At 69.6% G+C, this 25,929-nt stretch carries 20 protein-coding genes; 11 read left to right on the forward strand and 9 right to left on the reverse strand.

Annotated elements, in window-relative coordinates:
• Nucleotides 1–15: 15 nt before the first annotated feature.
• The 3 genes from D7Y04_RS06185 to D7Y04_RS06195 form a co-directional block, all read right to left on the reverse strand.
• Nucleotides 16–795, reverse strand: a complete 780-nt coding sequence (locus D7Y04_RS06185; protein ID WP_121758610.1) for an SDR family oxidoreductase — start codon at nucleotides 793–795, stop codon at nucleotides 16–18.
• 359 nt (nucleotides 796–1,154) lie between these two features.
• Nucleotides 1,155–2,969, reverse strand: a complete 1,815-nt coding sequence (locus tag D7Y04_RS06190; protein WP_199749621.1) for an ABC transporter ATP-binding protein — start codon at nucleotides 2,967–2,969, stop codon at nucleotides 1,155–1,157.
• A complete protein-coding gene (locus D7Y04_RS06195) occupies nucleotides 2,966–4,747 on the reverse strand; it encodes an ABC transporter ATP-binding protein (protein ID WP_120594893.1) in 1,782 nt (593 codons plus the stop codon). The genes D7Y04_RS06190 and D7Y04_RS06195 overlap by 4 nt, the downstream gene beginning before the upstream one ends.
• 165 nt (nucleotides 4,748–4,912) lie before the next feature.
• Here D7Y04_RS06195 and D7Y04_RS06200 point away from each other — a divergent pair, with 165 nt between their 5' ends.
• Both D7Y04_RS06200 and D7Y04_RS06205 read left to right on the forward strand, forming a co-directional pair.
• Nucleotides 4,913–5,947: an aldo/keto reductase gene (locus D7Y04_RS06200; protein ID WP_120577747.1), complete on the forward strand. Its 1,035-nt coding sequence runs from the start codon at nucleotides 4,913–4,915 to the stop codon at nucleotides 5,945–5,947.
• Between the two features lie 132 nt (nucleotides 5,948–6,079).
• Nucleotides 6,080–8,434 (forward strand): arylsulfatase, encoded by a 2,355-nt coding sequence (locus D7Y04_RS06205; protein ID WP_121758611.1) that lies wholly within the window; start codon nucleotides 6,080–6,082, stop codon nucleotides 8,432–8,434.
• A 59-nt stretch (nucleotides 8,435–8,493) separates the two neighbouring features.
• Here the strand turns inward: D7Y04_RS06205 and D7Y04_RS06210 are convergent, their stop codons facing one another.
• Nucleotides 8,494–10,287: a M4 family metallopeptidase gene (locus tag D7Y04_RS06210; RefSeq protein ID WP_121758612.1), complete on the reverse strand. Its 1,794-nt coding sequence runs from the start codon at nucleotides 10,285–10,287 to the stop codon at nucleotides 8,494–8,496.
• Nucleotides 10,288–10,635: 348 nt separating this feature from the next.
• Here D7Y04_RS06210 and rpsD point away from each other — a divergent pair, with 348 nt between their 5' ends.
• Together rpsD and D7Y04_RS46500 are read left to right on the forward strand one after the other, a co-directional pair.
• Nucleotides 10,636–11,268: a 30S ribosomal protein S4 gene (gene rpsD / locus D7Y04_RS06215; RefSeq protein ID WP_120594890.1), complete on the forward strand. Its 633-nt coding sequence runs from the start codon at nucleotides 10,636–10,638 to the stop codon at nucleotides 11,266–11,268.
• A gap of 116 nt (nucleotides 11,269–11,384) precedes the next feature.
• A complete protein-coding gene (locus tag D7Y04_RS46500; RefSeq protein ID WP_120594889.1) occupies nucleotides 11,385–13,583 on the forward strand; it encodes an FUSC family protein in 2,199 nt (732 codons plus the stop codon).
• 281 nt (nucleotides 13,584–13,864) lie between these two features.
• On the opposite strand, the gene D7Y04_RS06225 is transcribed toward D7Y04_RS46500, so the two are convergent.
• Nucleotides 13,865–15,460 (reverse strand): HEAT repeat domain-containing protein, encoded by a 1,596-nt coding sequence (locus tag D7Y04_RS06225; RefSeq protein ID WP_120594888.1) that lies wholly within the window; start codon nucleotides 15,458–15,460, stop codon nucleotides 13,865–13,867.
• 103 nt (nucleotides 15,461–15,563) lie between these two features.
• Between D7Y04_RS06225 and D7Y04_RS06230 the strand changes: the two genes are divergently transcribed.
• Genes D7Y04_RS06230 through rsmB form a run of 4 tightly spaced genes read left to right on the forward strand, consistent with a single transcriptional unit; the run spans nucleotide 15,564 to nucleotide 19,451 of the window.
• A complete protein-coding gene (locus D7Y04_RS06230; RefSeq protein WP_121758613.1) occupies nucleotides 15,564–16,154 on the forward strand; it encodes a signal protein in 591 nt (196 codons plus the stop codon).
• 33 nt (nucleotides 16,155–16,187) lie between these two features.
• The gene (fmt, locus tag D7Y04_RS06235) at nucleotides 16,188–17,126 is read left to right on the forward strand and encodes a methionyl-tRNA formyltransferase (RefSeq protein ID WP_121758614.1); all 939 of its coding nucleotides are present in this window, start codon (nucleotides 16,188–16,190) and stop codon (nucleotides 17,124–17,126) included.
• A 49-nt stretch (nucleotides 17,127–17,175) separates the two neighbouring features.
• The gene (locus tag D7Y04_RS06240; protein ID WP_199749622.1) at nucleotides 17,176–18,138 is read left to right on the forward strand and encodes a type II 3-dehydroquinate dehydratase; all 963 of its coding nucleotides are present in this window, start codon (nucleotides 17,176–17,178) and stop codon (nucleotides 18,136–18,138) included.
• A complete protein-coding gene (gene rsmB / locus D7Y04_RS06245) occupies nucleotides 18,135–19,451 on the forward strand; it encodes a 16S rRNA (cytosine(967)-C(5))-methyltransferase RsmB (protein ID WP_120594885.1) in 1,317 nt (438 codons plus the stop codon). The genes D7Y04_RS06240 and rsmB overlap by 4 nt, the downstream gene beginning before the upstream one ends.
• 4 nt (nucleotides 19,452–19,455) lie before the next feature.
• Here rsmB and D7Y04_RS06250 read toward each other — a convergent pair whose 3' ends face one another.
• Nucleotides 19,456–20,355, reverse strand: coding sequence for a LysR family transcriptional regulator (locus D7Y04_RS06250; RefSeq protein ID WP_120577755.1), 900 nt, complete (start codon nucleotides 20,353–20,355; stop codon nucleotides 19,456–19,458).
• A gap of 128 nt (nucleotides 20,356–20,483) precedes the next feature.
• Entirely contained in the window at nucleotides 20,484–20,780 is a 297-nt protein-coding gene (locus tag D7Y04_RS06255; RefSeq protein ID WP_121758615.1) for a hypothetical protein, read from the reverse strand.
• 73 nt (nucleotides 20,781–20,853) lie between these two features.
• Between D7Y04_RS06255 and D7Y04_RS06260 the strand changes: the two genes are divergently transcribed.
• Nucleotides 20,854–21,963, forward strand: coding sequence for an MJ1255/VC2487 family glycosyltransferase (locus D7Y04_RS06260; protein WP_121758616.1), 1,110 nt, complete (start codon nucleotides 20,854–20,856; stop codon nucleotides 21,961–21,963).
• 27 nt (nucleotides 21,964–21,990) lie between these two features.
• Here D7Y04_RS06260 and D7Y04_RS06265 read toward each other — a convergent pair whose 3' ends face one another.
• Both D7Y04_RS06265 and D7Y04_RS06270 read right to left on the reverse strand, forming a co-directional pair.
• Complete coding sequence (locus tag D7Y04_RS06265; RefSeq protein WP_120594882.1) at nucleotides 21,991–23,031, reverse strand: SDR family oxidoreductase; 1,041 nt, start codon at nucleotides 23,029–23,031, stop codon at nucleotides 21,991–21,993.
• Nucleotides 23,032–23,073: 42 nt separating this feature from the next.
• Nucleotides 23,074–23,583, reverse strand: a complete 510-nt coding sequence (locus tag D7Y04_RS06270) for a peroxiredoxin (RefSeq protein ID WP_120594881.1) — start codon at nucleotides 23,581–23,583, stop codon at nucleotides 23,074–23,076.
• A 162-nt stretch (nucleotides 23,584–23,745) separates the two neighbouring features.
• Here D7Y04_RS06270 and D7Y04_RS06275 point away from each other — a divergent pair, with 162 nt between their 5' ends.
• Nucleotides 23,746–24,879: an aminotransferase class I/II-fold pyridoxal phosphate-dependent enzyme gene (locus tag D7Y04_RS06275; RefSeq protein WP_121758617.1), complete on the forward strand. Its 1,134-nt coding sequence runs from the start codon at nucleotides 23,746–23,748 to the stop codon at nucleotides 24,877–24,879.
• Nucleotides 24,880–25,039: 160 nt separating this feature from the next.
• The gene (locus D7Y04_RS06280) at nucleotides 25,040–25,924 is read left to right on the forward strand and encodes a hypothetical protein (protein WP_121758618.1); all 885 of its coding nucleotides are present in this window, start codon (nucleotides 25,040–25,042) and stop codon (nucleotides 25,922–25,924) included.
• The last annotated feature ends 5 nt before the right edge of the window (nucleotides 25,925–25,929 follow it).

Here is a 25,929-nt window from a genome sequence, read left to right on the forward strand (position 1 = left end):
TGCAGTAAATGCGTTTCAGGCCGTCCGGTACCGGCCGGCCAATGCATGGGTCGCCCCACGCAGCAGTCCTGTCTCCGCCTTCTCCAGGGCAGTGAGGGCCTCCGCGGCCTCCAGTCCCGGGACGCAGACCGTCTCTCCGCGCTCCAGCGCGACGAGCGACGCGGTGACGACGTCCTCCGGCGACATGGTGCCGGGATAGCCGCCGTTGAACTCCGTGAAGGTCATGCCCGGGCAGACGACCTGCGCCACCACGGGCGTGCCGCGCAGCTCTCCCGCGAGCGTGCGGGTGAAGTGGACGAGGAACGCCTTCGCGCCCGCGTAGGTGGCCCGGTGGGGCAGGGGACCCGGCGGCATCGCACCGGAGAAGGCGAGCAGGGAGGCGACGTTGATGACCGCGCCCTTGCCCCGCGCCAGCATGCCGGGCAGCGTCGCGCGCGTGGCCAGCATCGGCGCCATCATGTGCAGGTTCGCCAGTCCTTCCAGCGCCGAGGGCTCCACCTGCGCGAAGGGGCCATAGCCACCCACGCCCGCGTTGTTGATGAGCAGGGTGAGGTCCTCGCCCGCCGCGCGCCCGGCCACCCGCTGAAGGTCCGCGTGCACCGTGAGGTCCGCCCGCAGCACCTCCGCGCGGATGCCATGCGCCGCCGTCAGCTCCGCCGCCAGCGTCTTCAGCCGCTCTTCCCTCCGAGCGACCAGGACCAGGTCATACCCGAGCGCCGCCAGCCGCCGTGCGTACACCGCGCCAATTCCCGCGGACGAGCCCGTCACCAACGCTGTCCCTCGACTGCCTGCCATGCCTGCTCCTGGATGAGATGGAAGGGGTGCGCGCCCGTCCCCACCGCAATGAATGCTGGAGATGGGAACCGCCGCCGCGAAGCGCATGCCGCCAACGCCGCACCCTCGGCCGCTGGGTAACGAAGGGCGGTCAGCCGTGCAAGCGAGATGCGGCCCTGACGGGAATCAAAGCGCCCGGGAGGGGCCCGCGCGCGACGCCCATGCACGGTGACGCCCTGCACCCGGGCGCCTCCGGCAGCAGCTGTCGGACAGGTTCGCGGACCGCGCAGGGCGGAAGGTGCCCCGTGGGGAGGGCCTGAGGAGCTGGCTCCGGGAGTGCATCCGGCGTGTCAGCGTCCACGCGCCGCAACAGCGCTCCTTCAGCCCAGCGCCTTGACCGTCGGCTCCGGCGTGTCACGGAACTGCTGATGGTACAGCTCCGCGTAGAGCCCGCCCTTCTCGAGCAGCTCTGCGTGGTTGCCGCGCTCCACCACGGTGCCGTGCTCCAGCACCAGGATGAGGTCCGCGTGGCGGATGGTGTTGAGCCGGTGCGCGATGACGATGCTCGTGCGGCCGGACAACAGCTGCCCCAACGCCAGCTGGATGAGCGCCTCCGTGCGCGTGTCGATGTTCGCCGTCGCCTCGTCCAGGATGAGCACCCGCGGATTTGCGATGACCGCGCGAGCGAACGCGAGCAACTGCCGCTGCCCCTGACTGAGCGTCGCGCCGCCCTCGCCCAGCACGGTGTCGTAGCCCTGCGGCAGTTGGGTGATGAAGTCGTGCGCGTGCACCGCCTTCGCCGCCGCCTCCACGTCCTCGCGGGTGGCGTCCGCCTTCCCATAGGCGATGTTGTCCGCCACCTTGCCGCTGAAGAGGAACGGCTCCTGGAGCACCATGGCCATCTGCCGGCGCAGACTCGCGCGCGTCACCTGGCGCACGTCGTGCCCGTCCACACGCACCGTGCCCCCGGTCACGTCGTAGAAGCGCGGCACCAGGCTGGCCACCGTTGTCTTGCCCGCGCCCGTGCGCCCCACCAGCGCCAGCGTCTGGCCGGGCTCCAGGTGGAAGGACACGTCGCGCAGCACCGGCCGCGCGGCGTCGTAGCCGAAGGACACGCCCTCGAACACCACCTGGCCCTGGAGCGGCCCCAGCTCCACCGCGCCCGACACGTCCGGTGGCTCCGTGGTCTCGTCGAGGATGGAGAAGATGCGCTCCGCCCCCGCCAGCGCGGACTGCATCAGCGCGGCCACGGACGCGGCCAGCTGCACCGGCCGGAAGAACTGCTGCACGTAGATGAGGAACGCCGCCACGCCGCCCACCGTGAGCTGCCCGCTCAGCGCCAGCGCGCCGCCGTAGCCAATCACCAGCGCAGTGGACAGCGTGGAGAGCAGGTCGATGGCCGGCGAGAACGCGGACGTGATGCCCACCGCCGCCACGTTCGCGTCGCGGTTGGCCGCGTTCCGGTCGCGGAAGCGCTCGATGTTCTTCTCCGTGCGGTTGAAGGCCTGCGCCTGCCGCACGCCTCCAATCTCCTCCTGGAGGTTCGCCGTCACGTCGCCCACCGTCTGCCGCGTCTTGCGGTAGGCATTGCGCGCCCGCGACGCGAAGAACCACGTGGTGAGCACGATGGCGGGGATGAGGGAGAAGCACGCCAGCGCCAGGCGCCAGTTGAGCGCGAACATCGCGACGAGCACGCCCACCAGCCCCAGCAGCGAACCCAACAGCTGCGTCAGCCCCTGCGCGAAGAGCTGATTGAGCGTGTCCACGTCGCTGAGCATCCGGCTCATCAGGTCGCCCAGCGGCCGGCGGTCGAACCACGACAGCGGCAGCTGCTGGAGCCGCTCGAAGAGGCGCAGGCGCAGGTCCGACAGGACGTGCTGCCCCGTGTGGCCCACCCGCCGCGTCTGCGCCTGCTGCGTCAGCAAGCCCACGACGTAGACGACGAACAGCACCCCCATCGTCCGCAACAGCCCCCAGCCGTCCCCCGAGCCGATGTCGTGGTCAATGGCCCGGCTCATCAGGTACGGCCCCAGCGCCTGGCACGCCGCGCCCACCAGGATGAAGACCATCGCCACGGTGAGCGTGCTCGCGTGCGGACGCAGCTCGCCCAGCAGCCTGCGCAGCACCTTCCCGCGCTGCTTCGCGCGGCCCGTCTCCATCTCCGCCATCGCCTCGATGCTTCCGGGCCGCCTCATGCCACCTCCTCCTGACGCGGCGGCTGCAGCTGCGACCCGAGGATGTCGTTGTACAGCTCGCTGGAGGCCTTCAACTCCTCGTGGCGCCCCTTCGCGGCGATGCGCCCCTCATCCAGCACCAGGATGAGGTCCGCGTCCCGCACGGTGCTGATGCGCTGGGCGATGACGATGGCCGTCCTGCGCTTGTCCCGCATCAGCGCGTCCAGCGCGCCCTGGATGGCGGTCTCCGTGCGCGCGTCCACCGCCGACGTGCTGTCGTCCAGGATGAGCAGCCGCGGATCCGTGAGCAGCGCCCGCGCGATGGCCAACCGCTGCCTCTGTCCGCCAGAGAGCCCCACGCCGCGCTCGCCCACCACCGTGTCGTAGCCCTGCGGCAGCTCGCGGATGAACTCCGCCGCCTGGGCTGCCTCCGCCGCGGCCTCCACCTGGGCCTGCGTCGCCTCCGGGCGCCCGTAGGCGATGTTCTCCCGCACCGTTCCGGAGAACAGCAGCGCGTCCTGGAGTACCACGCCCATCTGCGAGCGCAGGCTCGCGAGCGTCACGTCCCGCACGTCATGTCCGTCCAGCAGCACCGCGCCCCCGGTGACGTCGTAGAAGCGCGGCAGCAGGTTGATGAGCGTGCTCTTTCCAGAGCCGGTGGTGCCCAGCACCGCCACCAGTTGCCCGGGCTCCAGTGTCACGCTCACGCCGCGCAGGATTTCGCGGTCGCTGCCCGCGTAGCGGAAGCGCACGTCACGCAACTCGATGCGGCCCTGCAATGGAGGCAGTGGCACCGCGCCCGGGCGGTCCGCCACCTCCACCGCCGTGTCGAGCAGCTCGAAGAGGCGCTGCGCGGACGCGCTCGCTCGCGACATGCTGGCCGCGAAGAAGCCCAGCGTCATCAGGGGCATCAGCAGGAAGGTCAGGTAGCTGATGAAGGCCACCAGCTCTCCCAGTGTCAGCTTCTGATGAAGGATGCGCCAGCCTCCCACGCCCACCACCATCAGCGTTCCCATGCTGGCGATGAAGGTGACCAGGGGGAAGTTGCCGGCCAGCGCGTCCACCACCCGCAGGTTCTTCTCCTTCAGCTCCGCGTTGGTCTTCCCGTAGCGCTCCAGCTCCCGCGCCTCGCCGGAGAAGGCGCGCACCACGCGCAGCCCGCGCAGGTCCTCCTGCAGCGTGGTGTTGAGCGAGCCCAGCAGCGCCTGCAGCTGGCCGAACAGCGGACGCATCCGCTGCATGAACCGGCGCAGCACCCACAGGATGGGCGGCACGGTGCTCAGCGCCGCCAGTGCCAGCACCGGATCCAGGTACAGCAGCAGCCCCGCGCAGCCCACCAGCATCGCCGCCGCCGCGGCGAACTGCACCACGCCGCTGCCCACGAAGGTGCGCACCGCCTCCACGTCGCTCGTCAGCCGCGTGAGCAGCTGCCCCGTCTGCGCCTGGTCGTAGTAGCTGAAGGACAGCCGTTGGATGCGCGCGAAGAGCGCGTCGCGCAGGTCGAACGCCACGCCCTGCGACGCGCGCTCCGCCAGGTAGCCCTGCAGGAAGTTGAACAGGCCGCGCCCCAGCGCGATGGCGACCAGGCCGCCCACCGCCAGCCACACGGGCCGTATCTCCCCGCGCGCGAGCCCGTGGTCGATGGCGATGCGGATCATCTGCGGCGCGCCCAGGTTCGCCACGGAGACGAGCAGCAGCGACAGCAGCGCGCCCAGCGCCTCCAGGCGATAGCGGCGCAGATAGCCCAAGGCCCGCAGGATGGGCGGACGGCCGGATGCGGGTGGCGCGGACGTGCTCACGTGAGACCTGGACCCCTTCCTCCCCACCCGGGAAGGCGCGCGCATGATGGGCGCCCCCACGCTTCGCTTCAAGCATCACGGATGTCGCGAAACGACGGTTGCGCGCCGCGCCACGGCCCGTTACGTGGGCCGCCTTTCCTCCCGCTTCGTCACGAGGTGAACGTCATGGAATACCGGCAGCTGGGTGGTTCTGGTTTCAAGGTCCCCGTCCTCAGTCTGGGCACGGGCACGTTCGGAGGTGCGGGTGATTTCTTCAAGGGCTTCGGCTCCAGCGACGTGAAGGAGGCCACGCGGCTCGTGGACATCGCGCTGGACGCGGGCGTGAACATGTTCGACTCCGCGGACGGCTACTCCGCCGGGCTCGCGGAGGAGATTCTCGGCAAGGCGCTGGAGGGGCGGCGCGACAAGGCCATCATCTCCACCAAGGCCACCTTCCGCGCGGGCACGGGGCCCAACGACGTGGGCTCCTCGCGCTTCCACCTCACGCGCGCCGTGGAGGCCTCGCTGCGCCGGTTGAAGACGGACTACATCGACCTGTTCCAGCTCCACGCCTTCGACGCGGTGACGCCCGTGGAGGAGGTCCTCAACACGCTGGACGGCTTCGTGCGCGCGGGGAAGATCCGCTACCTCGGCTGCTCCAACTTCTCCGGCTGGCACCTGATGAAGTCGCTGGCCGTGTCGGAGCGCTACAACCTGGCGCGCTACGTGGCCCACCAGGCCTACTACTCGCTCGTGGGCCGCGACTACGAGTGGGAGCTGATGCCGCTCGCGCAAGACCAGAAGGTGGGCGCGGTGGTGTGGAGCCCGCTGGGCTGGGGCCGGCTCACCGGCAAGCTGCGCCGGGGCGCGCCGAAGCCGGAGACCAGCCGCCTCAACAACCCCGCCACCGCGGCCGGTGGCCCGCAGGTTCCGGAGGAGTACCTCTTCAAGGTCGTGGACGCGCTCGACGCCGTGGCCCAGGAGACGGGCAAGACGGTGCCGCAGGTGGCGCTCAACTGGCTGCTCCAGCGGCCCACCGTGTCCAACGTCATCATCGGCGCGCGCACGGAGGAGCAGTTGCGCCAGAACCTGGGCGCCATCGGCTGGAACCTCACGCCCGCGCAGGTGGCCACGCTGGACGCCGCCAGCACCACGCCCTGGCCCTACCCGTACTTCCACCAGCGCCAGTTCCACGAACGCAACCCGTTCCCCGTGACGTGAGCGGGGTGTGAAGCAGGAGGCGGCCAGGGCCTGGGTCCGGCCGCCTCCGTCCCGGGGGCAGATTCGCTGCCTCCGGGGGCGATGCACCTCACGCACGAGAACGTTTCTCGCCGCGTGGAGGCGCGCCCGCACATGTCCCTCAAGGAATACAAACCCGGCAGTCCGTTTCCCGGCGTCATCGGCCGCACCTGGGAGCAGTCGTCTCCCGCGTGGCCGTCTCCCCTGCGCTCGAAGCCCGGCGCGCCCAACGTCCTGTTCATCATCCTGGATGACATGGGCTTCGGGCACCTGGGCTGCTACGGCTCGCCCATCCGCACGCCGAACCTGGACCGGCTGGCGCAAGGCGGGCTGCTCTACAACAACATGCACACCACGGCGCTGTGCTCGCCCACGCGCTCGTGCATCCTCACCGGCCGCAACCACCACTCCAACGGGATGGGCACCATCACCGAAACGTCGCTGGGCTACCCCGGCTACAACGGCACCATCCCCTTCGAGAATGGCTTCCTCTCCGAGATGCTGATGGAGGCCGGCTACAACACGTATGCCATTGGCAAATGGCACCTGACCCCCGCGGAGCAGACGAGCGCCGCCGGGCCGTACTCGCGCTGGCCGCTGGGCCGCGGCTTCGAGCGCTTCTACGGCTTCCTGGGCGGGGACACGCACCAGTACTACCCGGACCTCGTCCACGACAACCACGCCATCCGCCCGCCCGGCACTCCGGAAGAGGGCTACCACCTCACCCCGGACCTGGTGGACCGCGCCATGGACTGCATCGCGGACACCAAGCAGGTCGCGCCCGACAAGCCCTTCTTCCTCTACTTCGCCACCGGCGCCATGCACGCGCCCCACCACGTCCCCCGCGAGTGGGCGGACGCCTACGCGGGCCAGTTCGACGACGGCTGGGACGCCTACCGCCAGAAGGTGTTCCAGAAGCAGCTGGAGCTGGGCGTGGTTCCCCGGGGCACGCAGCTGTCCCGGCATGACCCGGACGTGCAGGACTGGGGCTCGCTGCCGCCGGAGGAGAAGCACCTCTACTCACGCATGATGGAGGTCTTCGCGGGCTTCCTGGAGCACACGGACCACCACATCGGCCGGCTGCTGAAGTTCCTGGAGGACACCGGCGAGTTGGACAACACGCTCATCATGGTGCTGTCCGACAACGGGGCCAGCGCGGAGGGCGGGCCGCACGGCTCCGTGAACGAGCTGAAGTTCTTCAACAACGCGCCGGAGTCCCTGGCGCAGAACCTGGCGGCGATGGAGGACCTGGGCGGCCCGAAGCACTTCAACCACTACCCGTGGGGCTGGGCCTGGGCGGGGGACACGCCGTTCCGCCGCTGGAAGCGGGAGACGTACCGCGGCGGCACCACCGACCCGTTCCTCGTCCACTGGCCCCAGGGCATCCAGGCGAAGGGCGAGGTTCGCACGCAGTACGCGCACGCCATCGACATGGTGCCCACGGTGCTGGACTGCCTGGGCCTGGAGCCGCTGGCGGAGATCCGCGGCGTCACCCAGTCACCCATCGAAGGCGTCAGCTTCAAGCACACGTTCAACGACGGGAACGCGCCTGGCCGACACCGCACGCAGTACTTCGAGATGTTCAGCTCGCGCGCCATCTACCACGACGGCTGGCGCGCGGTGTGCCCGTTCCCCGGCCCGTCCTTCAAGGAGGCCGGAGAGGGCTTCGGTGAGTCGCTGCTCGACGAGGACCGGCTGCGCGAGCTGGATACACACGGCTGGGAGCTGTACCACGTGGCGGAAGACTGCTCCGAGACGCGGAACGTGGCGGCGGAGCACCGGGGTAAGCTCATCGAGATGATCGCCCTCTGGTACGCCGAAGCCGGGCGCTACCAGGTGCTGCCGCTCGCGTCGCCCACCCGCGCCGTGTTCGCCATGGAGCGCCCGCAGCTCACGAAGGACCGCACTCGCTACGTGTACCGGCCGCACACGTCGCCCGCGCCGGAGAACGCGGCGGTGCATGTGCTCAACCGGCCCCACACCATCACCGCCGACGCGGAGGTGACGCGGGACACGGAGGGCGTGCTGCTCAGTCACGGCGGCCTCACCGGCGGCTACTCACTCTTCATCCAGGACCACAAGCTGCACTACGCCTACAACTACCTCGGCGAGCAGGAGTTCCACATCGAGTCGGCGGTGGACGTGCCGGAGGGACGATCGAAGCTGCGGTTCGAGTTCGAGCCCACCGGCAAGCCAGACCTGAAGGTGGGGCGGGGCACTCCCGGACGCGGCCGGCTCTACATCAACGGCGACCTGGTGGCGCAGAGTACCATCGACGCGACCATGCCGGTGGCCATCAGTCTGGGAGAGGGGCTCACGTGCGGCCGGGACGAGAACTCGCCCGTCAGCCAGCGCTACAGCGCGCCCTTCGAGTTCACCGGCACGCTCCACGAGGTGACGGTCGACGTCTCCGGGGAGCACGTCCGGGATACCGCGGGCGAACAGAAGGCCGCCATGGCGAAGCAGTGAAACGAAAAAGGCCCGGACGGGAGCGCAGGGCTCCCGTCCGGGCCTGAAAGCTCAGCGGACTACTTGGTCACGCCGACGGCGGTCCAGGCCTCGGCGACCTTCTTCGCCTCGGCGGAGTCCTTGCCGTACAGGTCCGTGGCGGCCTTGATGGTCGCGGCGCGGGCCTGGGAGAAGTTCGTCTGCGGCGTCATGTACGTGGTGAGCGCGCGGCCGAAGACCTTGAGGCTCTTCTCCATGCCGATGCCGTCCTTCACCTCGATGCCGGACGTCTTGTTCTTGCCGCCCTCGGTGAGGAGGAAGAAGGCGTTGTTCGCGATGCCGCTGGAGCCGTGGACCTCCGTCATCTTCGGGAAGTTCTTGTAGTTGTCGATGGAGTAGCCGTCCGCCGTCGGGTCGTTCATGTAGCGGAGGGCGTCCGTGTTGTCGCCGTTCTTGGGCGTCCACGCGTCCTCGCCCACCGCCCAGTCGAACTTCACCGCGCTGTTCTTCTGGCTGGCGAACCACTCCACGCCGGTGCCCATGATGTCGCTGAAGGACTCGTTGAGGCCGCCGGACTCACCCTCGTACTCCAGGCCCGCGGTGCGCTCCGTGAGGCCGTGGGTGATTTCGTGGCCGGCGATGTCCAGCGTGGTGAGCGGGCCGGAGTCCTTCCCGTCGCCGTCGCCGTACTGCATCTTCTCGCCGTCCCAGAACGCGTTCACCAGGTTCACGTCGGTGTGGACGTAGGAGACGAGCTTCTCACCCTTGCCGTCGATGGAGTCGCGGCCGAGGATCTCCTTGTAGAAGTCGTAGGTCATCTCCGCGCCGTAGTGCGCGTCCACCGCGGTGGCGGCGCGCGACGGGTCGGTCTTCTCGCCCCAGACGTCGTTGTTGTCGGTGAAGCCCGTGGTGCCGGACGCTTCCTCGCGGTTCTTCGCGTCGTACGTCACGATGCCCTTGCCGCGCGTCTTGTCGTCCAGGGAGAACGTGCCGTCCTTGTTCTTCGTGGTCTGGATGTCGACCTTGCCGCTGTACATCGTCTGGTCGTCCGCCACGCGGCCCGTGCCCGGAGTCGTGGGCGTCGTCGGGGTGGTGGGCGTCTGCGCGGGCGTGCCCGAGGTGCCATCGGCGCGCTTGGCGTTGGTCGTGCGGTCCAGGTGGCTCAGCGTGTTGTACTGCTTGAGGGACTCGCCGGTGTTCGCGTCGATGAAGTAGTTCATCGAGCGCGGGTCCTTGCCGCTGGACACCTTCGTGTCGGTGAGCGTCACGTGGTAGGCGGCGTGGTACTGGCCGTCCTTGCCCTTGACGATGACCTTCTCCGCGGTGGGCGCCTTGGACGTCTCGCCGTTGAAGTCCTTCTGCGCCACGGCCAGCGCGTCCTTCGCGGTCAGCTTCGTGGGCGCCTTGCCAATGCCCACCGGGACGTTGGACACGTCGCCCGTCAGGCTGTCGAACTGACCCTTCGCGTCCAGGTGGCCGATGATCTGCTCACCGGCGACCTTCAGGCCCTCGTGCATGCGGTCCATGCGCACGTGCGTCATGCCCAGCTGGTCGCGCTCCACCGAGCGCGGCGAGAACGACGTGCCGCCCGTGATGCCCGTCAGCTGCGGGTTCTTCTGGTTCACGTACGACACCGTCTGCTGCACGGCCTGCTGCGCCTGGGGGCTGGTGAGGTCCACCGGGCCCGGCGTCAGCTTCTGGCCCACGCCGTTCAGCGCCACCGTGGCCTTCGCCTTGGAAGGCGCGCCCGTGCTGAAGCTGGACTGCGAGCTCATGCCCACCGGGCCCTGGGGCTTCACGGTGTTCACCGGCTTCGTGTCGGTGCGGTTCTGGGTGGCAACAACGGGCTTCGACAGGTCGGTGCGCAGGGCCATGGGGGGCGGGCTTTCGGGGGAAGGTGAAGCGGACAAATTGATTCTCGTGTCAGCCGTCCCATTGTTGCGTGTGGGTTGTTGCTTACACGGTCATGAGTGGGTCCAAGCTCATGAATTCACAGGTGAAGTTTTCGTCCTACATTCACCCCGGAAGCACATTCCGACCGGTAGGTAAGCAGGTGCGCGGGGTTGTATTTCCGTTCATTTTCACCCTGCCTGTGCACGGCCGTCCACCCACACCCCGTGTCTGGAAGCTTGACCGGCCGCTCCCTTTGCGGGTATTGAAATTGATAGTGATTATCAACTTCAACTTGGCTCGACCCAACAGGAAGGCCGGAGGAACGCACCGTGGCTCGTGAACTGGGACCCCGTGGAAAGATGTGTCGGCGGCTTGGCATCCCCCTGTCGCGCATCACTGCGAAGGACCCGGACAAGGATCCGGTGCTGCGCAGGCCGTATCCGCCGGGTCAGCACGGGGCAACGGCGCGCGTGTCGGTGAGCGACTTCGCGCAGCGGCTGCGGGAGAAGCAGAAGCTGAAGCTGTACTACGGCCTGCTGGAGAAGCAGTGCCGCAGCGCCTTCCTGGAAGCGCGCCGGTCGCCGGGCAATACGGGCAAGGTGTTGATGCAGCTGCTGGAGAGCCGGCTGGACGCGCTGGTGCTGCGCGCGGGTCTGGCCACGAGCATCCGCCAGGCGCGCCAGTTCGTGCGCCACGGCTACTTCCAGGTGAACGGCAAGCGCGCGGACATCCCGAGCATCCGGCTCAAGCCGGGCAACGAGGTGCGCTTCCATCCGGAGCACCTGAAGCTCACGGCGGTGCAGGACGCCTTCGGACGGATGAAGTCCCGCCAGGTGCCCGCGTACGTGCAGGTCCTGGGGGCAGGGGAGGGCATGCGCTACGTGCGGCTGCCCGAGCGTGAGGAGATCCCCGTGGACGTGAACGAGCCGTTCATCGTCGAGTACTACGCGCAGCGCAGCTGACCGCCTGGCCGCCTTCTGCCCGTTCGCCGTGCATGCGAGCGGGCAGGGGCGGAATCCGGTGCTCGCGCACCCCATCTTCTTCCTCCAGGGGACGTTCACCCGGGGAAGGAGCGGGGATGCGCGGGGACGGAGGCGAGACGGTGGCGGACGGCTGGGTGGCACCCCGAGGGCGTGCGGCCCGGGGACACCTGCCCCGTCACGTCGCGGGCCTCTTCCGCTTCCAGCCGGGCCGGCCCGCGGTGTCGGCGGGGCTGCGCACGGGGCTGGCGCTGGGGGTTCCGCTGCTCATCTCCACGCTCTTGTCGCAGCCCGCGGTGTCCTGGGCGGGCATGGCCGGGCTCTTCGTCGCGCTGGTGGACAAGGGCGGGCCGTACCGCGCGCGCGCTCGGGCCATGGGGGCGATGACGGTGCTGGGCGCGCTGGTGGGGTTCATCATCGCGCTGCCGAGTCCCTTCTGGGTGGACGTGGCGCTGACGTTCTTCTGGGTGACGGCGTGCGGCTTCGCGCGCAGCTTCGGGGACACGCCGGGCATCGTGGGCATGCTGCTGGCGAACCTGTTCGTGGTGTCGCTGGCCCTGCCGCAGCGTGGACCGGAAGCGGTGCTGTTGCAGGCGGCGTACTTCGTCGCGGGCGGCCTGTGGTCCATGTTCCTGGCGCTGGTGCTGTGGCCGCTCAGGCCCTACCGCCCCGCGCGGCTGGCCATCGCGGCCTGTTACGACGAACTGGCGGACGTCGCGGACGCCGTCGCGGGTTGGCCCATGGAGGGGCCCTCGCGGGTGGGGACGTGGGAGGCGGTGCAGCGGGCCGCGCGCATGCGGCAGTCGCTGGAGACGGCGCGCGCGACGCTGGGGGCCACGCGCCAGGGACGGCAGGAGGAGAGCGGCCGGGGCGAGCACCTGCTGGTGTTGCTGGAGGATGCGGACGCGCTGTCGCTCCTGCTCACGGCGATGTCGGAGGCGCTGGATGAAGCGCCGCGCCAGGGGGCGTGCCGCACGGCCCGAATCGAGGCACAGCACGCGCTGGGCGCGTTGGCGGTGGACCTGCGGGGCGTGGTGGGCTCGTTGGTGCGGGGCACGGTGCCGGTGCCGTCGTCGTGGGATGCGGAGCGGGTAACGCGGGTGCTCCAGGCGGACGGGGGACTGCCGGAGCCGGCGCGCTCGCAGTACTCGCACGTGGCGGGGTTGCTGGGGCGGCTGCGGGAGTACAGCGCGGTGGCGCTGGATGTGGCGTCCCGGCTGGAGAGTGGCGAGCCGCTGCCGGAGCGGGACACGAAGCCGCTGGGCTTGGAGCCGGGGCGCGGGCGTTCGTGGTGGAAGGTGCTGCGCGACCACCTGACGCCGGAGTCGGTGGTCTTCCGGCACGCGCTGCGGCTGGGGCTCACCGCGACGGTGGCGACGGCGCTGGCGGAGGGGCTGGGGCTCAATCACTGGTACTGGGTGACCATCACGGTGATTGTCGTGTTGCAGCCGTACTCGGGGCTCACCACGGAGAAGGGGTTGCAGCGTGTTGCGGGCACGTTCGTGGGCAGCGTGTTGGCCATGGGGCTGGTGCACGTGCTGCCCGCGCAGTGGCTGATGCTCGCGGCCATCGTGCTGCTTGTCTGCGTGTCGGTGAGCGTGCGGCCGCTGAACTTCACGGTGTACCAGGTGCTGTTGGCGCCAGCGCTGGTGCTGCTCGCGGAGATCCAGACGGGGGACTGGCAGCTCGCGGGGGTGCGCATCCTCAACACGCTGATGGGAGGCGTGCTGGCGCTGGTGGGCATCCGGCTGCTCTGGCCGAGCCCCGAGCACGCGCGCTTCGCCGAGGAGGTGGCCGGCGTGCTGAAGGCGGACCAGCACTACCTGCGCGAGGTGGCGCGGACGCCGGTGTCCACGGAGGTGGTGCTGCGAGAGGCCCGCCGCAAGGTGGGCGTGGCGCTGTTGTCCGCGGAGGCGTCGTTCCAGCGCTTGCTGAGTGAGTGGAAGGGACCGGCGAAGGAGCTGGAGCCGGGGATGGCGTTGATCACCTATGCGCGCCGCTTCACCGCGGCCGTGACGGCGTTGGCGGCGAGCCGCGCGTGGCATCAGGAGTCGGACCTGGGGCCGGTGGTGCGCTACGCGTCGGACGCGCTCGAGGAGCTGTCCGCGGCGCTGGTCGCTCGCCGCGTGCCTTCAGCGCTCAAACGCGAGACTCCGGGCCTGGAGGGCGCGGACGCGCTGGCTCGCACGCAGCTGTCGCGGCTGGTGCGTCAGCTGGGCGTGCTCCACCATGCGGTGGAGCGGATGCCGCCCGCGCTGCGTGCCTCGGAGGATGGCGCCGCGCCTGTCCCCGCGTGACACGTGGCATGCCGCGGAGGCCATCAGCGCGTGCTTCGCCACGCGGTGGAGCATCTACTGCCGTGTTGCGCGCCTCGGAAGAGGGCGTCGCGTTCGTCTCCGCGTGACACGTGGCATGCCGCGGAGGCCATCCGCGCGTGCTTCGCCACGAGGTGGCGCACCTGTTGCCGCGCTGCGCGCCTCGGAGGATGGGGCTACTCCCGTCCCCGCGTGACAAGTTACTGCCCGCGCGCGGAGGACCCAATGCGTGCCCTCCGCGCCGCGCACTTCCAGGATGCGCGCTACGCCCGCTCCAGCTTGACCATCAGCCGGCGCAGGTCCTCGTTCACGCGCACGAAGTTGGAGTTGCCCTTCTCGTCCTCCAGCTGCTTCTTCAGCGCGGGCAGGGACGCCTCGCGCAGCTTCTTCGCCGCGCCGGGCGCGTCCGCCAGCCAGTCCACCGCCTGGATGACCGTGGCGCGCGCCTCGGTGTCGCGTTCGGTGAGCCGGGACGCCAGCGTCGGGCCCTGGTCCGCCGCCCCGGAGCGCCCCACCTCCAGCGCCGCGCGCTGCAACAACACCGCGTCCGCCTTGGGCAGCCGCTGCGACCAGCAGCCCGCGTTGCCGCTGCACGCCTGCGCCGCCTCCAGCACCGCCCCATATCCCTGCACCTGATCCGCGCGCTTCTTGCCCAGCGCCGCGGCATCCTGGCACCCGTCCTCGCCCGTCTCCTGGCAGTCCGCCGTCGTGCGCGCGGGCTCCGCCGCCGCCAGCTTCGCGAGCATCGGCTGCTCCCGCGCATCTCCCAGCAGAGCGATGCCCTTCATGGCGATCTCCCGCGAGTACCAATCCCCGGTGCCCGCCGCCTTCTCCAGCGCGGGGAGCGCGTCCCGGCTGCCCAGCAGCGCCAGCGCCCGCACGTACGCATCCCGCACCGTCGGGTCCGGCTCACCCACGAGCCCCGCGAGCGGCTTCACCGCCTCCTGCGCACGCATCCTCCCGAGCGCGTCCGCCGCCTGCATCCGCACCAGCGCCTGGATCTGCGGATCCGAATGCGTGAACGACAGTTGCTTCAACAGCGTGGGCACCGCGCGCTTCTCCCGGAGGTCGCCCAGCACCTGCGCGGCCTTCATCGGGTAGCTGGCGGGGTTGACCCCCTGCGCCTTCGCCCACGTGAGCAGTTCCGCGTCCTTGCCCTCCAGCACCGGCAAGAGCGCGTCCGCCGCGGGCGCGCCCAGCTGGAACAGCGCGAAGCTGCTCTCCACGTAGAACGACATGCCCCGGCGCTCCTTGGTCAGCGTGCGCATCAGCGCCGGCACCGCGCGCGGATCCCCAATCTGCCCCAGCGCCTCGATGGCCTTCTTGTTGAGGAACGGCTCCGCGGACTCGTCCGTCGCCAGCTGGATGAGCGGCTCCACCGCCGGCTTCGCCTTCAGCGCGCCCAGCACCTGGATGGCCTCGATGCGCGTGTAGTTGTCCTTGCTGCGCAAGAGCGGCACCAGCGACGGCACCGCGCGCTCATCCCCGATCCGCCCCAGCGCGCCCACCACCGCCTTGTTCACCTGCTGCGCCGGCACATCCGAAGCCCCGGGGTCCAGCGCCGCCGTCAGCGGCTCCAGCGATGTCGGGTGGTGCAAATCCCCCAGCGTCCGGGCCACCGCCGCCTTCACCTCCGGCCGGCGCTCCGAGGACAGCCGCCCGTGCAGGAAGGGCAGGAACTGTTCATTGACGTTGCCTGACGTGCGCAGCGACTCAATCACTCGCACCTTGTCGTCAGGGCGCTTCGCTCCCTCCAGACTGGACTGCCAGTACTCCGGCGTCTTGGGGTCTTCCTTCTTGCAACCCCCCAGGGCAAGGCAGGACACGGCCAGGGACAGGGAGACGAGTGAGCGGGACATGGGGCTCCTTTACGTCCGAACGTCTGTGCTTCCGTCGGGTGTAGACCTGTCCTGACGAAGGACGCAAACCTCCCCCACCTCCTGGGGTACGCTGGTCAACGACATGCCCCATGCCGAAGACAGTCGTAACGCGTCGCGTCCGACCATCATCCGCCGGACGTACCTGCTCGACCGAGAATTCCAGCTCAAATACATCTTGCTGCTCACCGGCATGGGCGCCGGGAGCATGTTGCTGTTCGGCGTGCTCGCGCAGCAGGTGCACCGCATGTCCGCCGAAGAGGGCCTGTCCAGCGTGGAGACGCTCTGGTGGCTCACCGGCGTGGCCACCGTGGGTCTGGGCATCGCGCTCGGGTTGTTCGGGCTCCTCTTCACGCACCGTGTGGCGGGCCCCGTCCACGTGATGAGCCTCTACGTCGCGGCGCTGGCGGCGGGCCGCTATCCGCGCCTGCGTCCCCTGCGGCGCAAGGACGAGCTGCGCGCCTTCTTCGCGCGCTTCAGCGAAGCGGTGGACCGCATCCGTCAGCGCGAGGCGGACGAAGCGCTGGCGCTGGAGAAGGCGCTGGACGCGCTCAAGGACGTGGCCACCACCCCGGAAACGCGCGAGGCCCTGTCCACGCTGGAAGCGCTGCGCGCACGCAAGCGCCAGGCGGTGGACACCTCCGCGCCGCCCGCCGCCTTCAAGTCCGTGGCCTGACCCCATCCCTTTTCCACACGAGATTCCCCTCACATGAGCAGCCGACCCCGCATCGTCTTCATGGGCACGCCCGAGTTCGCCGTGGCCTCGCTGGAGGCCTGCTTCGACGTGGGCGACGTCGTGGCCGTCGTCACCCAGCCGGACAAGCCCAAGGGCCGGGGCAACGCCGTCACCGCGCCGCCCGTGAAGGAGCGCGCGCTGGAGAAGGGCATCCCCGTGCTCCAGCCGCAGAAGCTGCGCACGCCGCCGTTCTCCGAGGAGCTGCGCCAGTACGCCCCCGACGTCTGCGTGGTGACGGCGTACGGAAAGATTCTCCCCAAAGACCTGCTGGCCCTGCCCGCCAAGGGCTGCGTGAACGTGCACGCCTCGCTGCTGCCTCGCTTCCGGGGCGCCGCGCCCATCCAGTGGGCCATCGAGCATGGCGACAGCGAGACGGGCGTGTCGCTGATGGTGATGGATGAGGGCCTGGACACGGGACCCGTGCTGGCGATGAAGCGGCTGCCCATCGCGCCGGACGAGACGAGCGCCACGCTGCACGCGAAGCTGTCCTCGCTGGGCGGCGACATCCTGCGCGAGTCCCTGCCGCGCTACCTCCGCGGCGAGCTGACGCCCCAGCCCCAGCCCTCCGAGGGCATGGTGCTGGCGCCCATCATCGACAAGGAGAACGGCAAGCTGGACTTCGCGAAGCCCGCAGTGGAGCTGGACCGCCGCCTGCGCGCTTTCACGCCGTGGCCCGGTGCGTACACGCTGCTGGGTGGCAAGGTCTTCAAGGTGCACCGGATGCGGCCCGCGGAAGGGAAGGGTGCACCCGGCACCGTGCTGTCCGCGGGGCCAGAGGGCATCGAGGTTGCTTGTGGCGAGGGCTCGCTCGTCCTCCTGGAGGTCCAGCCAGAGGGCAAGCGGGTGATGCGCGCGGCGGACTTCCTCTCTGGCAACAGATTGCAGCCGGGCAGTCAGCCGTTCACGTCTTGAGCGCGCCGCCGAGCGCCATGTGGAATTCTCGCGTCATGGAGTCGCACGGATGGGCATGAAGCTGCTGGTGTTGCACGGACCGAACCTCAACCTCCTGGGCGAGCGTGAGGACGTCGTGGGGGGCCGCCTGACGGACCTCGACGCGGCCCTGCGCGCGAAGGCGAAGGAGCTGGGACTGACGCTGACCATCGTCCAGTCCAATCACGAGGGCGCCCTCATCGACACGATCCACGCCGAGCGCAAGAACGTGGAGGGCATCCTCATCAACCCGGCGGGCTACTTCACGTCCTACGCGCTGAAGGAGGCGCTGGAGGCGGTGGGGCTGCCCGCCATCGAGGTGCTGCTCAAGCCGCCCGCCCGCGAGTCCGTGGTGGCGGAAGCGTGCGCCATGCAGGTGCTGGGGCTGCACGGCTTCGACCCGTACATCCAGGCCCTGGAGACCTTCGCGAGCGGCATCTTCCACCCCTCCATCCCCGGGCCGGTGAAGTCGCTGGGCCGCCGCAAGAAGTCCGCCGGGCCCGAGGACGAAGACTCGCGTCCGAAGCCCAAGCTGGTGGGCCGCGTGCACCCGCTCAAGAAGGACGACGCGCCGGAGCCCACGCCATTGGTCACCACGCCCGCGCGGTCGCTGCGGCGCACGGCGGAGGCCGGGGGCCCGTTGAAGACGCTGGGCCGCAAGTCCGTGCCCACGGTCGTGCAGACGGACGGCAAGCCGGGAAAGACGCTGGGCCGCGCGGCGAAGGGCGGATCCACGCCTGCGTCGGACCTGCTCACCCGGGCGCTCGTGCGCCAGAAGATCGCGGACCGGCTGGCCGGACGGCTCAGTGAAGCGGAGCTGGCCACCTGGGCCCGCGCGAAGTATCAGCAGGTCCAGCGTGGTGAACCGGCGGAGAGCGGCCACCGCGAGCTGCTGGAGGACAGCCTCCAGAGCCTCACTTTGTCCCATCTGCCCGCGACGCAGATGTCGGACGAGCAACTGGTGGACCTGATGACCCGGCTGGAAGAAGGATGAACGCCCGTATCCTCGCCATCAACATCCTCGCGCGCGTGCGCGCCACGGATGCCTACCTCAACGTGGTGCTGGACACGGTCCTCTCGGAGTCGCCTCCGAAGGACCCTCGCGACTCGGCGCTCGTCACGGAATTGACCTACGGCACCACCCGGCGGCAGCTCGCGCTGGACTACGCCATCACCCGCTTCGCGGACCGCAAGCTGGACGCGCTGGAGGACAAGGTCCTGGCCGCCCTGCGCGTGGGCGCCTACCAGCTCTTCCACACCCGCGTGCCCGCGCGCGCCGCCGTGGCGGAGACGGTCCAGGCCCTCAAGGACGTGGGCCTCGGGCGCGCGGCGGGCTTCACCAACGCCATCCTGCGCAAGCTGTCCGAGCTGCCCTCGCCGCCGCTGCCCTCCCAGAAGGACCCGGTGGAGTACCTGTCCGTGCGCGAGAGCCACCCGCGCTGGCTGGTGGAGCGGTGGATCCGCCAGTTCGGCCGCGAGCGAGCGGAGGCGATGCTCGTCGCCAACAACCTGCCGCCCGCCGTCGTCATCCGCGCCAACACCTCCAAGGTGACGCGCGACGCGCTGCTCGCGCAGCTGAAGGACGTGGGCGTGGAGGCGCGCGCCACGGAGGCCTCGCCCGTGGGCATCATCCTGCCGCCCGTGGGCCGCGTGGAGGACGTGTACGGCTACTCGGAAGGGCTGTGGCAGGTGCAGGACGAGGCCGCGCAGCTGGTGGGCGTCTATGGCGCCATCCCGGAGACCGCACGCGTGCTGGACGCCTGCGCGGCGCCGGGCGGCAAGGCCTGCCATCAGGCGGAGACGCACGACGTCGTCGCGGTGGACCTGCACGCCAACAAGCTGCGGAAGATTGAATCGGAGGCCCACCGCCTGGGGCTGTCCGGGCGCCTGAAGGCCTACGCGCACGACGCGTCCGAGCCGTTCCCCGAAAGCTGGGGCGAGTTCCACGCGCTGGTGGTGGACGCGCCGTGCACTGGACTGGGCACGCTGCGCCGACACCCGGAGCTGCGCTACCGCCGCAAGGAAGAGGACGTAGCCCGGCTGGCGACCCTCCAGCGGCGCATCCTGGAGAACTGCCAGGAAGCGGTGCCGCCTGGCGGCCTGCTCGTCTATGCCGTCTGCACGCCGGAGCCGCAGGAGGGGCAGGACCAGGTGGACATGTTCCTGCGCAGCCACCCGGAGTGGACGGCCGAGCCGCCCGTGCTGCCCGGCCTCAAGCTGCCGCTCGCCCAGGCCTGGCTGCGCACGCTGCCCGGGCCGGAAGGCTACGACGGCTTCTTCGCGGCCCGGCTGCGCAAGCTCTACTGAGGCTTCAGTCGTCCTGCGGAAGCAGGGAGGCCTGCTTGAAGGCCTCCAGCACCGCCGCGGACGCGCGGTCCAGGTACTTGCCCTTGCGGATGAGCAGGCCAATGGGGCGCGACACCGGCCCCTCCGCGAAGGGCTTCGCCACCAGCGAGCTGTTCTTGATTTCGGCGTGGGCCGTGGCGAGCGGGAGGATGGCCACGCCCAGGCCCATCTCCACCGCGCGCTTGATGGTCTCCACGTTGTCCATCTCCATCACCGGATTGATGTCGATGTTCTTCTCGCGGAACAGGCGGTCCAATGCCTTGCGCGTGGGGGCTTCCCGGTCGAAGGCGATGAAAGGCACGCCTGACAGCGCGGTGACGCTCACCTTCGTCTTGCTGGCGAACGGGTGGTTGGGCGCGCAGACCACCGCCAGTTTGTCGTCGCGGAACGGCAGGATGTCCACGCCCGCGCGCGGCTGCGGATAGGCCACGATGCCAATCTCCGCGGCGCCCAGAATCACGTCGTCGTAGACCTGATCATTGCGCCGGTAGTTCAGGCGCATGTTGACCTTGGGGTGCGTCTTCAAGAGCTGCTTCTGCACCACGTTCAGCTCGTGCAGACCCACCGAGTAGATGGTGGACACGGTGGTCGCGCCCTGGACCTCCGTGGCCTGCTCGCGGATCTCCTGCTCCACCTCCGCGAAGCGCGCCAGGATTTCCTTGCAGCCTCGGAACAGGCGCTCGCCCGCGGGCGTGGGCGTCACCTGCCGCGCGCTGCGAGAGAGCAGCTTCTGCTCGTAGCGGTTCTCCAGCGCGCGAATCTGCTGGCTCACCGCCGACTGGGTCACGTGATTGAGCTGCGCCGCGCGCGAGAACGAGCCTGTCTCGACCACGTCACAGAACATCTTCAACGATTCGAGCTGCATGGGCCGTCTCCTACCCTCAAACCTAATGGCCGGGCCAGTGGTAATTAGTTGACCTACCCCGCGCGCGAAAATGACCTACAGGCACAATGTGCCTGGCTGCTTGCGCGGCGCGGCGAAATCTCGGGCTCTCAAACGCTGGAGTCATGGCCGTCCTCGGGCGGACGCGGGCGGGTCAGCGCGAAGAGGGCGGCGCCCAGGGCGACGAGCGCTCCGCCGGAGAGCGTCTGCACGCGGCCCAGGTCGCGGTCCGTCTCGTGGAGGAGCTGGCACTCCTGCGGGGACAGGTGGGTGCAGTCGGCGGAGGCGAAGCCGGCCCTCACGCCCAGCCCGAGCAGCCCCACGCCGCCCAGCATGAGGCCGACGATGCCCCCGAACGCCGCTGCGCGCAGGACGGAGGCACCCCGGGGCGAGGGCAGGGAGGTCATGGACCGGGAGGCGTAGCACCGTCCCGGGCCGGAAGGGACAGGGGAGGGTGTCCCGGGCGTATGCTTCCGGACCATGCGAATCCTGTATGGGGTCGTCGGCGAAGGGATGGGCCACGCCACGCGCTCGCGCGTGTTGCTGGAGGCGCTGACGAAGGAGCACGAGGTCCACATCGTGGTGTCCGGGCGGGCGCAGAACTACCTGGCCCAGCGCTTCCAGAACGTGCACGGCATCTGGGGGCTGACCATCGCCTACGAAGGCAACTCGGTGAAGAAGTGGCAGACGGTGCTGCAGAACCTGAAGGGCGCCGTGACGGGCTGGCCGCAGAACGTGCGCCAGTACTTCGACCTGGTGGAGGGCTTCAAGCCGGACGTGGTGGTGAGCGACTTCGAGACGTTCAGCTACCTGTTCGCGAAGAACCACCGGTTGCCCGTCATCAGCGTGGACAACATGCAGGTCATCAACCGCTGTCAGCACGACCCTGCGCTGCTCGCGGGCCACGAAGAGAGCTTCGAGGCCACGCGCGCCATCGTGAAGGCGAAGCTGCCCGGGGCCTTCCACTACCTGGCCACGACGTTCTTCTATCCGCCGGTGCGCAAGCGCCGCACCACGCTGGCGCCGTCCATCCTCCGTCCCGAAATCCTGGCGGCGAAGCCGGAGGCCGGTGAGCACCTGCTCGTGTACCAGACGTCGACGACGAACACGCAGCTGCCCGAAATCCTCAAGCAGTCCGGCGTGCCGTGTCGCGTGTATGGCCTGCGCCGAGACCTCAAGGAGGACGTGGTGGAGGGCAACCTCACCTACCGGCCCTTCAGCGAGGCGGGCTTCATCGACGACCTGCGCACCGCGCGCGCGGTGGTGGCGGGCGGTGGGTACACGCTGATGAGCGAGGCTGTGTACCTGCACAAGCCGCTGCTCAGCATTCCCGTGGGTGGCCAGTTCGAACAGGTGCTCAATGCCCTCTATCTGGAGCGGCTGGGGTACGGGATGTATGTGAAGGAATTGAGCCTGGACGCGCTGAAGACGTTCCTGTCACGCGTGCCCGCCTGCGCGGAGTCCCTCAAGGGCTACGCGCAGGACGGGAACGTGAAGATTCTCGCCGCGCTGAATGATCAGCTGGCGCAGGCGTACGAGCACCGCGGCCACTGGCGCATGGAGCTGGCGGAGATGGACGGCAAGGCTTAGGCCCGCGTCCACCGGGGTGTCCCCGCGTCAGTGCAGGGACACCTCGTTCTCGTTGTTTCGCTCCGCAGCGCGGCGGCTCATCTCCGTGAGCCAGGAGCGGGTGAGAGGCGTCTCACTCTCGCTGCCCTTGTAGCGCTCCGGGGTGCTGTCCTGGGGCAGCCGCCGGTTGACGGCGTCCAGCACGCGCGCGGTGAGGTTGGGCGCCAATGCGCGCCCCACCGCGCCCAGCTTCGCGGGCATGCCCACCAGCGCCTCCGCGTCACCCCGGCGGCAGGCTTCGATGATTTTGCGCGCCACGCGCTCGGCGCTCATGGACACGCCCATCATCGAGTTGCTCACGTGGAACCACGCGTACTCCTTCTCGTGGTCGCCCTTGAAGGTCGCGTTGCGCGGGCTGCCCGTGCGGATGAGGGACGGGCACGCCGTCGTCACGCGGATGCCGTCCTGGGCCAGCTCCGTGCGCAGTCCGTCCGACAGGCCCACCAGCGCGAACTTGCTGGCGGAGTACGGCACCAGGTGCGGGATGCTCAGCTTGCCGCCCATGGAGGCCACGTTGACGATGCGGCCCTCGCCGCGCGCCTTCATGGCCGGCGCCACCGCGAGCGTCGTGTACAGCGGCCCCCACAGGTGGACGTCCACCGCCTCCTCGAAGTCCTCCAGCGTCATGGACTCCAGCGGGCCCACCATGATGACGCCCGCGTTGTTGATGAGCACGTCCACCGCGCCCCAATGCTCGTGGACCGCACCCACCATCGCGTCCACCTGCACCTGGTCGCGCACGTCGCAGCGCAGGGTGAGCACCTCGCCGCCCATGCGCTCCAGGTCCGCGTGGGCGCGCTGGAGCGACTCGACGTCGCGTCCGCAGATGGCCACGCGCGCGCCCTCCTTCAGGAACATGCGCGCCATCACCAGTCCCAGCCCCCGGGAGCCCCCAGTGATGACGACCGTCTTGCCCTGGAAGCTGTAGCGCGGACGCAGCGCGCGCTTCAGCCCCACGACGGCCCCCACCCCGGCGGCCAGCGCGCCCAGGGAGAAGCCCCTTCGCTCGGTGTGTCGTCGGTCAGCCATGGTGCGACTCTCCTGGAGAGGGAAGGGTGGGGGCGCGAGGGCTCAGGGATTGGAGGCCGCGAACTGGTCCTCCTGCTCGCGGGACACCTCGCCGTGGAGCGCGGGCGTCTCCTCGCCGGGCAGGGCCTTGAGCAGCGCGCGCACGCGGCGCACGGCGTCCTTGCCGCCAATGCGGTTCTTCAGCCGCCCATCCGTGCCGAAGATGAGGAAGGCGGGGTGCTTGTCCACGCCGTAGGCCCGGGCCAATGAGCCGTCATCCATGGCGATGGGATGGCGCAGGCCGTGCTCGCGCGCGAAGCCCTCCACCTTGTTGGTGTCCCGCAGCTCCGGGTCGGAGTGGGTGACGTCCACGCCAATGACCTTCAGGCCCTTGGGCCCGTAGTCCACCACCCACTGATTCACGGCGTCGAACTGCTTCTCGCAGTCCTCGCAGTCCATGGTCCAGAAGTGGAGGAGGACGGGCAGTCCATCGAGCTCCGAGACGTGGACGGGGGCGTTCACCCACCCGCCTTCCGGGTCCAGGAGCGTGAGCGGGATTTTCGTCGAGGCCATGCGAGCTCCCAATGCGAAGTGGAAAGCGCTTCAACGGGACGTGACTCAAGCTATGCATGCGCCACCGGTTGCTCCCGGCTGCGCGCCCGTCCGCTCGCCTGTCCGGCAAGGGCTGTTGGCCCGCTCCGCCCTCCGGTGGGCAGGCGGGCATGGAGGCCGTGCATGCGCATCCCCGACTTCGAACTGGAGCGGTACTTCGCGCGGTGGGAGTTCGCCGCGCCCTACCTCCTGTGCTCCTCCGACATCGAGGGCTGGCGCATGGCGGACCTGCTGGCGCTCGCGTCGCCGGAGGACCGCGCGCGCTGGGACGGGCTGACGCTCGGCTACACGGAGACGCCCGGCCTTCCCGCGCTGCGCGAGGCCATCGCCGGCATGTACCCGGGCCTCATCTCCGAGGATGTCCTCACCTTCGCGGGCGCGCAGGAGGCGATGTTCGTCGCGATGAACGTCCTACTGGGGCCCGGCACGCACGCCGTCGTCACCTGGCCGGGCTACCAGTCGCTCTACGAAGTCGCGCGCTCCGTGGGCGCGGACGTGACGCTGCTGCCCCTGCGGGAGGAGGACGGCTGGGCCCTGGACCTGGACGCGCTCACGGCGGCGCTGCGCCCGGACACGCGCATGGTCGTGGTGAACTTCCCGCACAACCCCACGGGCTCACTGCCGGACCGCGCCACCTTCCAGAAGCTGTGCGCGCTGTGCGAGGCGCGCGGCATCCACCTCTTCTCCGACGAGGTGTACCGCCTGCTGGAGTACGACGCGAACGACACGCTGCCGCCCGCCGCGTCGTGTCTCACGAAGGGCGTGAGCCTGGGCGTGATGTCCAAGGCGTTCGGCCTCGCGGGCCTGCGCGTGGGCTGGCTCGCCACCCGGGACGCGGAGCTGCTCGCACGCTGCCGTGCCTTCAAGGACTACACGTCGCTCTGCAACAGCGCCCCCAGCGAGCTGTTGTCCCTCATCGCGCTGCGCGCCCGTGAACGCGTGCTGGAGCGCAGCCGCGGCCTGCTCACCGCGAACCTCGCGCGGCTGGATGACTTCTTCGCGCGCCACGCGGACACCTTCCAATGGGTGCGCCCGCGCGCCGGCAGCGTGGCCTTCCCCCGTCTGCTGCGAAACATCCCGGTGGCTCGTTTCACTGAGTCACTGATTACCCGCGAGGGTGTGTTGCTGTTGCCGGGTGACGTGTATGGCTTTCCGGGCAATCACTTCCGGTTGGGTCTGGGGCGCGCCAACCTGCCGGAAGCACTGGAGCGGCTGGAACGCTTCGTGCGGGACGGTGCCCTGGACGCGCTGGGGTGACTTCCAGAGCCAGCGCGGTGCGTCAGGGTTTTCACTGACGGCTCGACTTTCGGCTTATCGCCTTCATCTGAAACAACCCCTAGAGTGGTTGTCCCCTCGCCCGGCCTGGGGCCGTGCGGAAGCCCTCTCATCCCCCCGAGAGGCCAGGAGACACACCCCGATGAAGATGCTGATTGGCGCGGCCGTGACCGCCGCGACGCTGTTGGTGGGTACCGAAGCCGCCGCGACGAACTACACGCTGTGGATCCACGGCAAGAACGGCAACAAGACGCAGGCGGGCAACTACGCCGACTTCAGCTACTGGGGGCCGTCCACCACCGCGGCGGGCGTGAACAAGAAGGCCGTCAACTGGAACGGCACGCAGCGCGTGGGCTCGGAGAACTACCGCATCCGCAACGCGCTGGACTGCTTCTGCACGGGTACCAACTCCTGTTACATCGCCGTGCACAGCGCCGGTGACCTGCAGATTGGCTACGCGCTGTCGCTGTACGGCACCAGCACGCGGCAGGTGAAGAACGCCTCGCCCAACGCCAACGGCGAATGCGGCAACGTGGGCACCTCCACGCAGACCGGCTGGAACATCAAGTGGGTGGCCGTGGCGTCCGGCGCGGGCGGCGGCAGCGAGCTGGCGGACCACGGCGACTGGGCGGTGAGCGAGCCCCTGGTGAGCGACCTGGTCACCACCACGGCGCGCTCCATGTACAACCACAACGCCACGGCCAACGTGGAGTTCCTCATGTTCGCCGGCTCCAAGGGGACGCTGTACTCCGGCATCCTCCCGGGCCAGGACGACGAGGCGGTGTCCTACCACTCCACGGGCGGCGTCTCCGGCAGCAGCGGCGGCTCCTACTGCAACCCGGGCGACTGGTTCTGCGGCGGCACGCTCAACCTGCTCAAGAACGCGTGCAGCGACGGCAGGGCGAAGTGGAGCTTCCACTCCGTGTACCTCCGCGACGATGGTGAGTCGTACAACCACTACGCCAACGGCAACTGGGGCGGCATCGTCTCCAAGGTGCGCGAGTACATGGCCCAGTACGCGTACTAGAATGA

The sequence above is a fragment of the Corallococcus sp. AB038B genome (genome assembly GCF_003668955.1).
GTDB lineage: Bacteria > Myxococcota > Myxococcia > Myxococcales > Myxococcaceae > Corallococcus > Corallococcus exiguus.

Coding starts and splice junctions, on each gene's coding strand:
- D7Y04_RS06185 (WP_121758610.1), bottom strand. CDS start 795: ATGGCAGGCAGTCGAGGGACAGCGTTGGTGACGGGCTCGTCCGCGGGA.
- D7Y04_RS06190 (WP_199749621.1), bottom strand. CDS start 2,969: ATGAGGCGGCCCGGAAGCATCGAGGCGATGGCGGAGATGGAGACGGGC.
- D7Y04_RS06200 (WP_120577747.1), top strand. CDS start 4,913: ATGGAATACCGGCAGCTGGGTGGTTCTGGTTTCAAGGTCCCCGTCCTC.
- D7Y04_RS06205 (WP_121758611.1), top strand. CDS start 6,080: ATGTCCCTCAAGGAATACAAACCCGGCAGTCCGTTTCCCGGCGTCATC.
- D7Y04_RS06210 (WP_121758612.1), bottom strand. CDS start 10,287: ATGGCCCTGCGCACCGACCTGTCGAAGCCCGTTGTTGCCACCCAGAAC.
- D7Y04_RS46500 (WP_120594889.1), top strand. CDS start 11,385: ATGCGCGGGGACGGAGGCGAGACGGTGGCGGACGGCTGGGTGGCACCC.
- D7Y04_RS06225 (WP_120594888.1), bottom strand. CDS start 15,460: ATGTCCCGCTCACTCGTCTCCCTGTCCCTGGCCGTGTCCTGCCTTGCC.
- D7Y04_RS06230 (WP_121758613.1), top strand. CDS start 15,564: ATGCCCCATGCCGAAGACAGTCGTAACGCGTCGCGTCCGACCATCATC.
- fmt (WP_121758614.1), top strand. CDS start 16,188: ATGAGCAGCCGACCCCGCATCGTCTTCATGGGCACGCCCGAGTTCGCC.
- D7Y04_RS06240 (WP_199749622.1), top strand. CDS start 17,176: ATGGGCATGAAGCTGCTGGTGTTGCACGGACCGAACCTCAACCTCCTG.
- rsmB (WP_120594885.1), top strand. CDS start 18,135: ATGAACGCCCGTATCCTCGCCATCAACATCCTCGCGCGCGTGCGCGCC.
- D7Y04_RS06250 (WP_120577755.1), bottom strand. CDS start 20,355: ATGCAGCTCGAATCGTTGAAGATGTTCTGTGACGTGGTCGAGACAGGC.
- D7Y04_RS06255 (WP_121758615.1), bottom strand. CDS start 20,780: ATGACCTCCCTGCCCTCGCCCCGGGGTGCCTCCGTCCTGCGCGCAGCG.
- D7Y04_RS06260 (WP_121758616.1), top strand. CDS start 20,854: ATGCGAATCCTGTATGGGGTCGTCGGCGAAGGGATGGGCCACGCCACG.
- D7Y04_RS06265 (WP_120594882.1), bottom strand. CDS start 23,031: ATGGCTGACCGACGACACACCGAGCGAAGGGGCTTCTCCCTGGGCGCG.
- D7Y04_RS06270 (WP_120594881.1), bottom strand. CDS start 23,583: ATGGCCTCGACGAAAATCCCGCTCACGCTCCTGGACCCGGAAGGCGGG.
- D7Y04_RS06275 (WP_121758617.1), top strand. CDS start 23,746: ATGCGCATCCCCGACTTCGAACTGGAGCGGTACTTCGCGCGGTGGGAG.
- D7Y04_RS06280 (WP_121758618.1), top strand. CDS start 25,040: ATGAAGATGCTGATTGGCGCGGCCGTGACCGCCGCGACGCTGTTGGTG.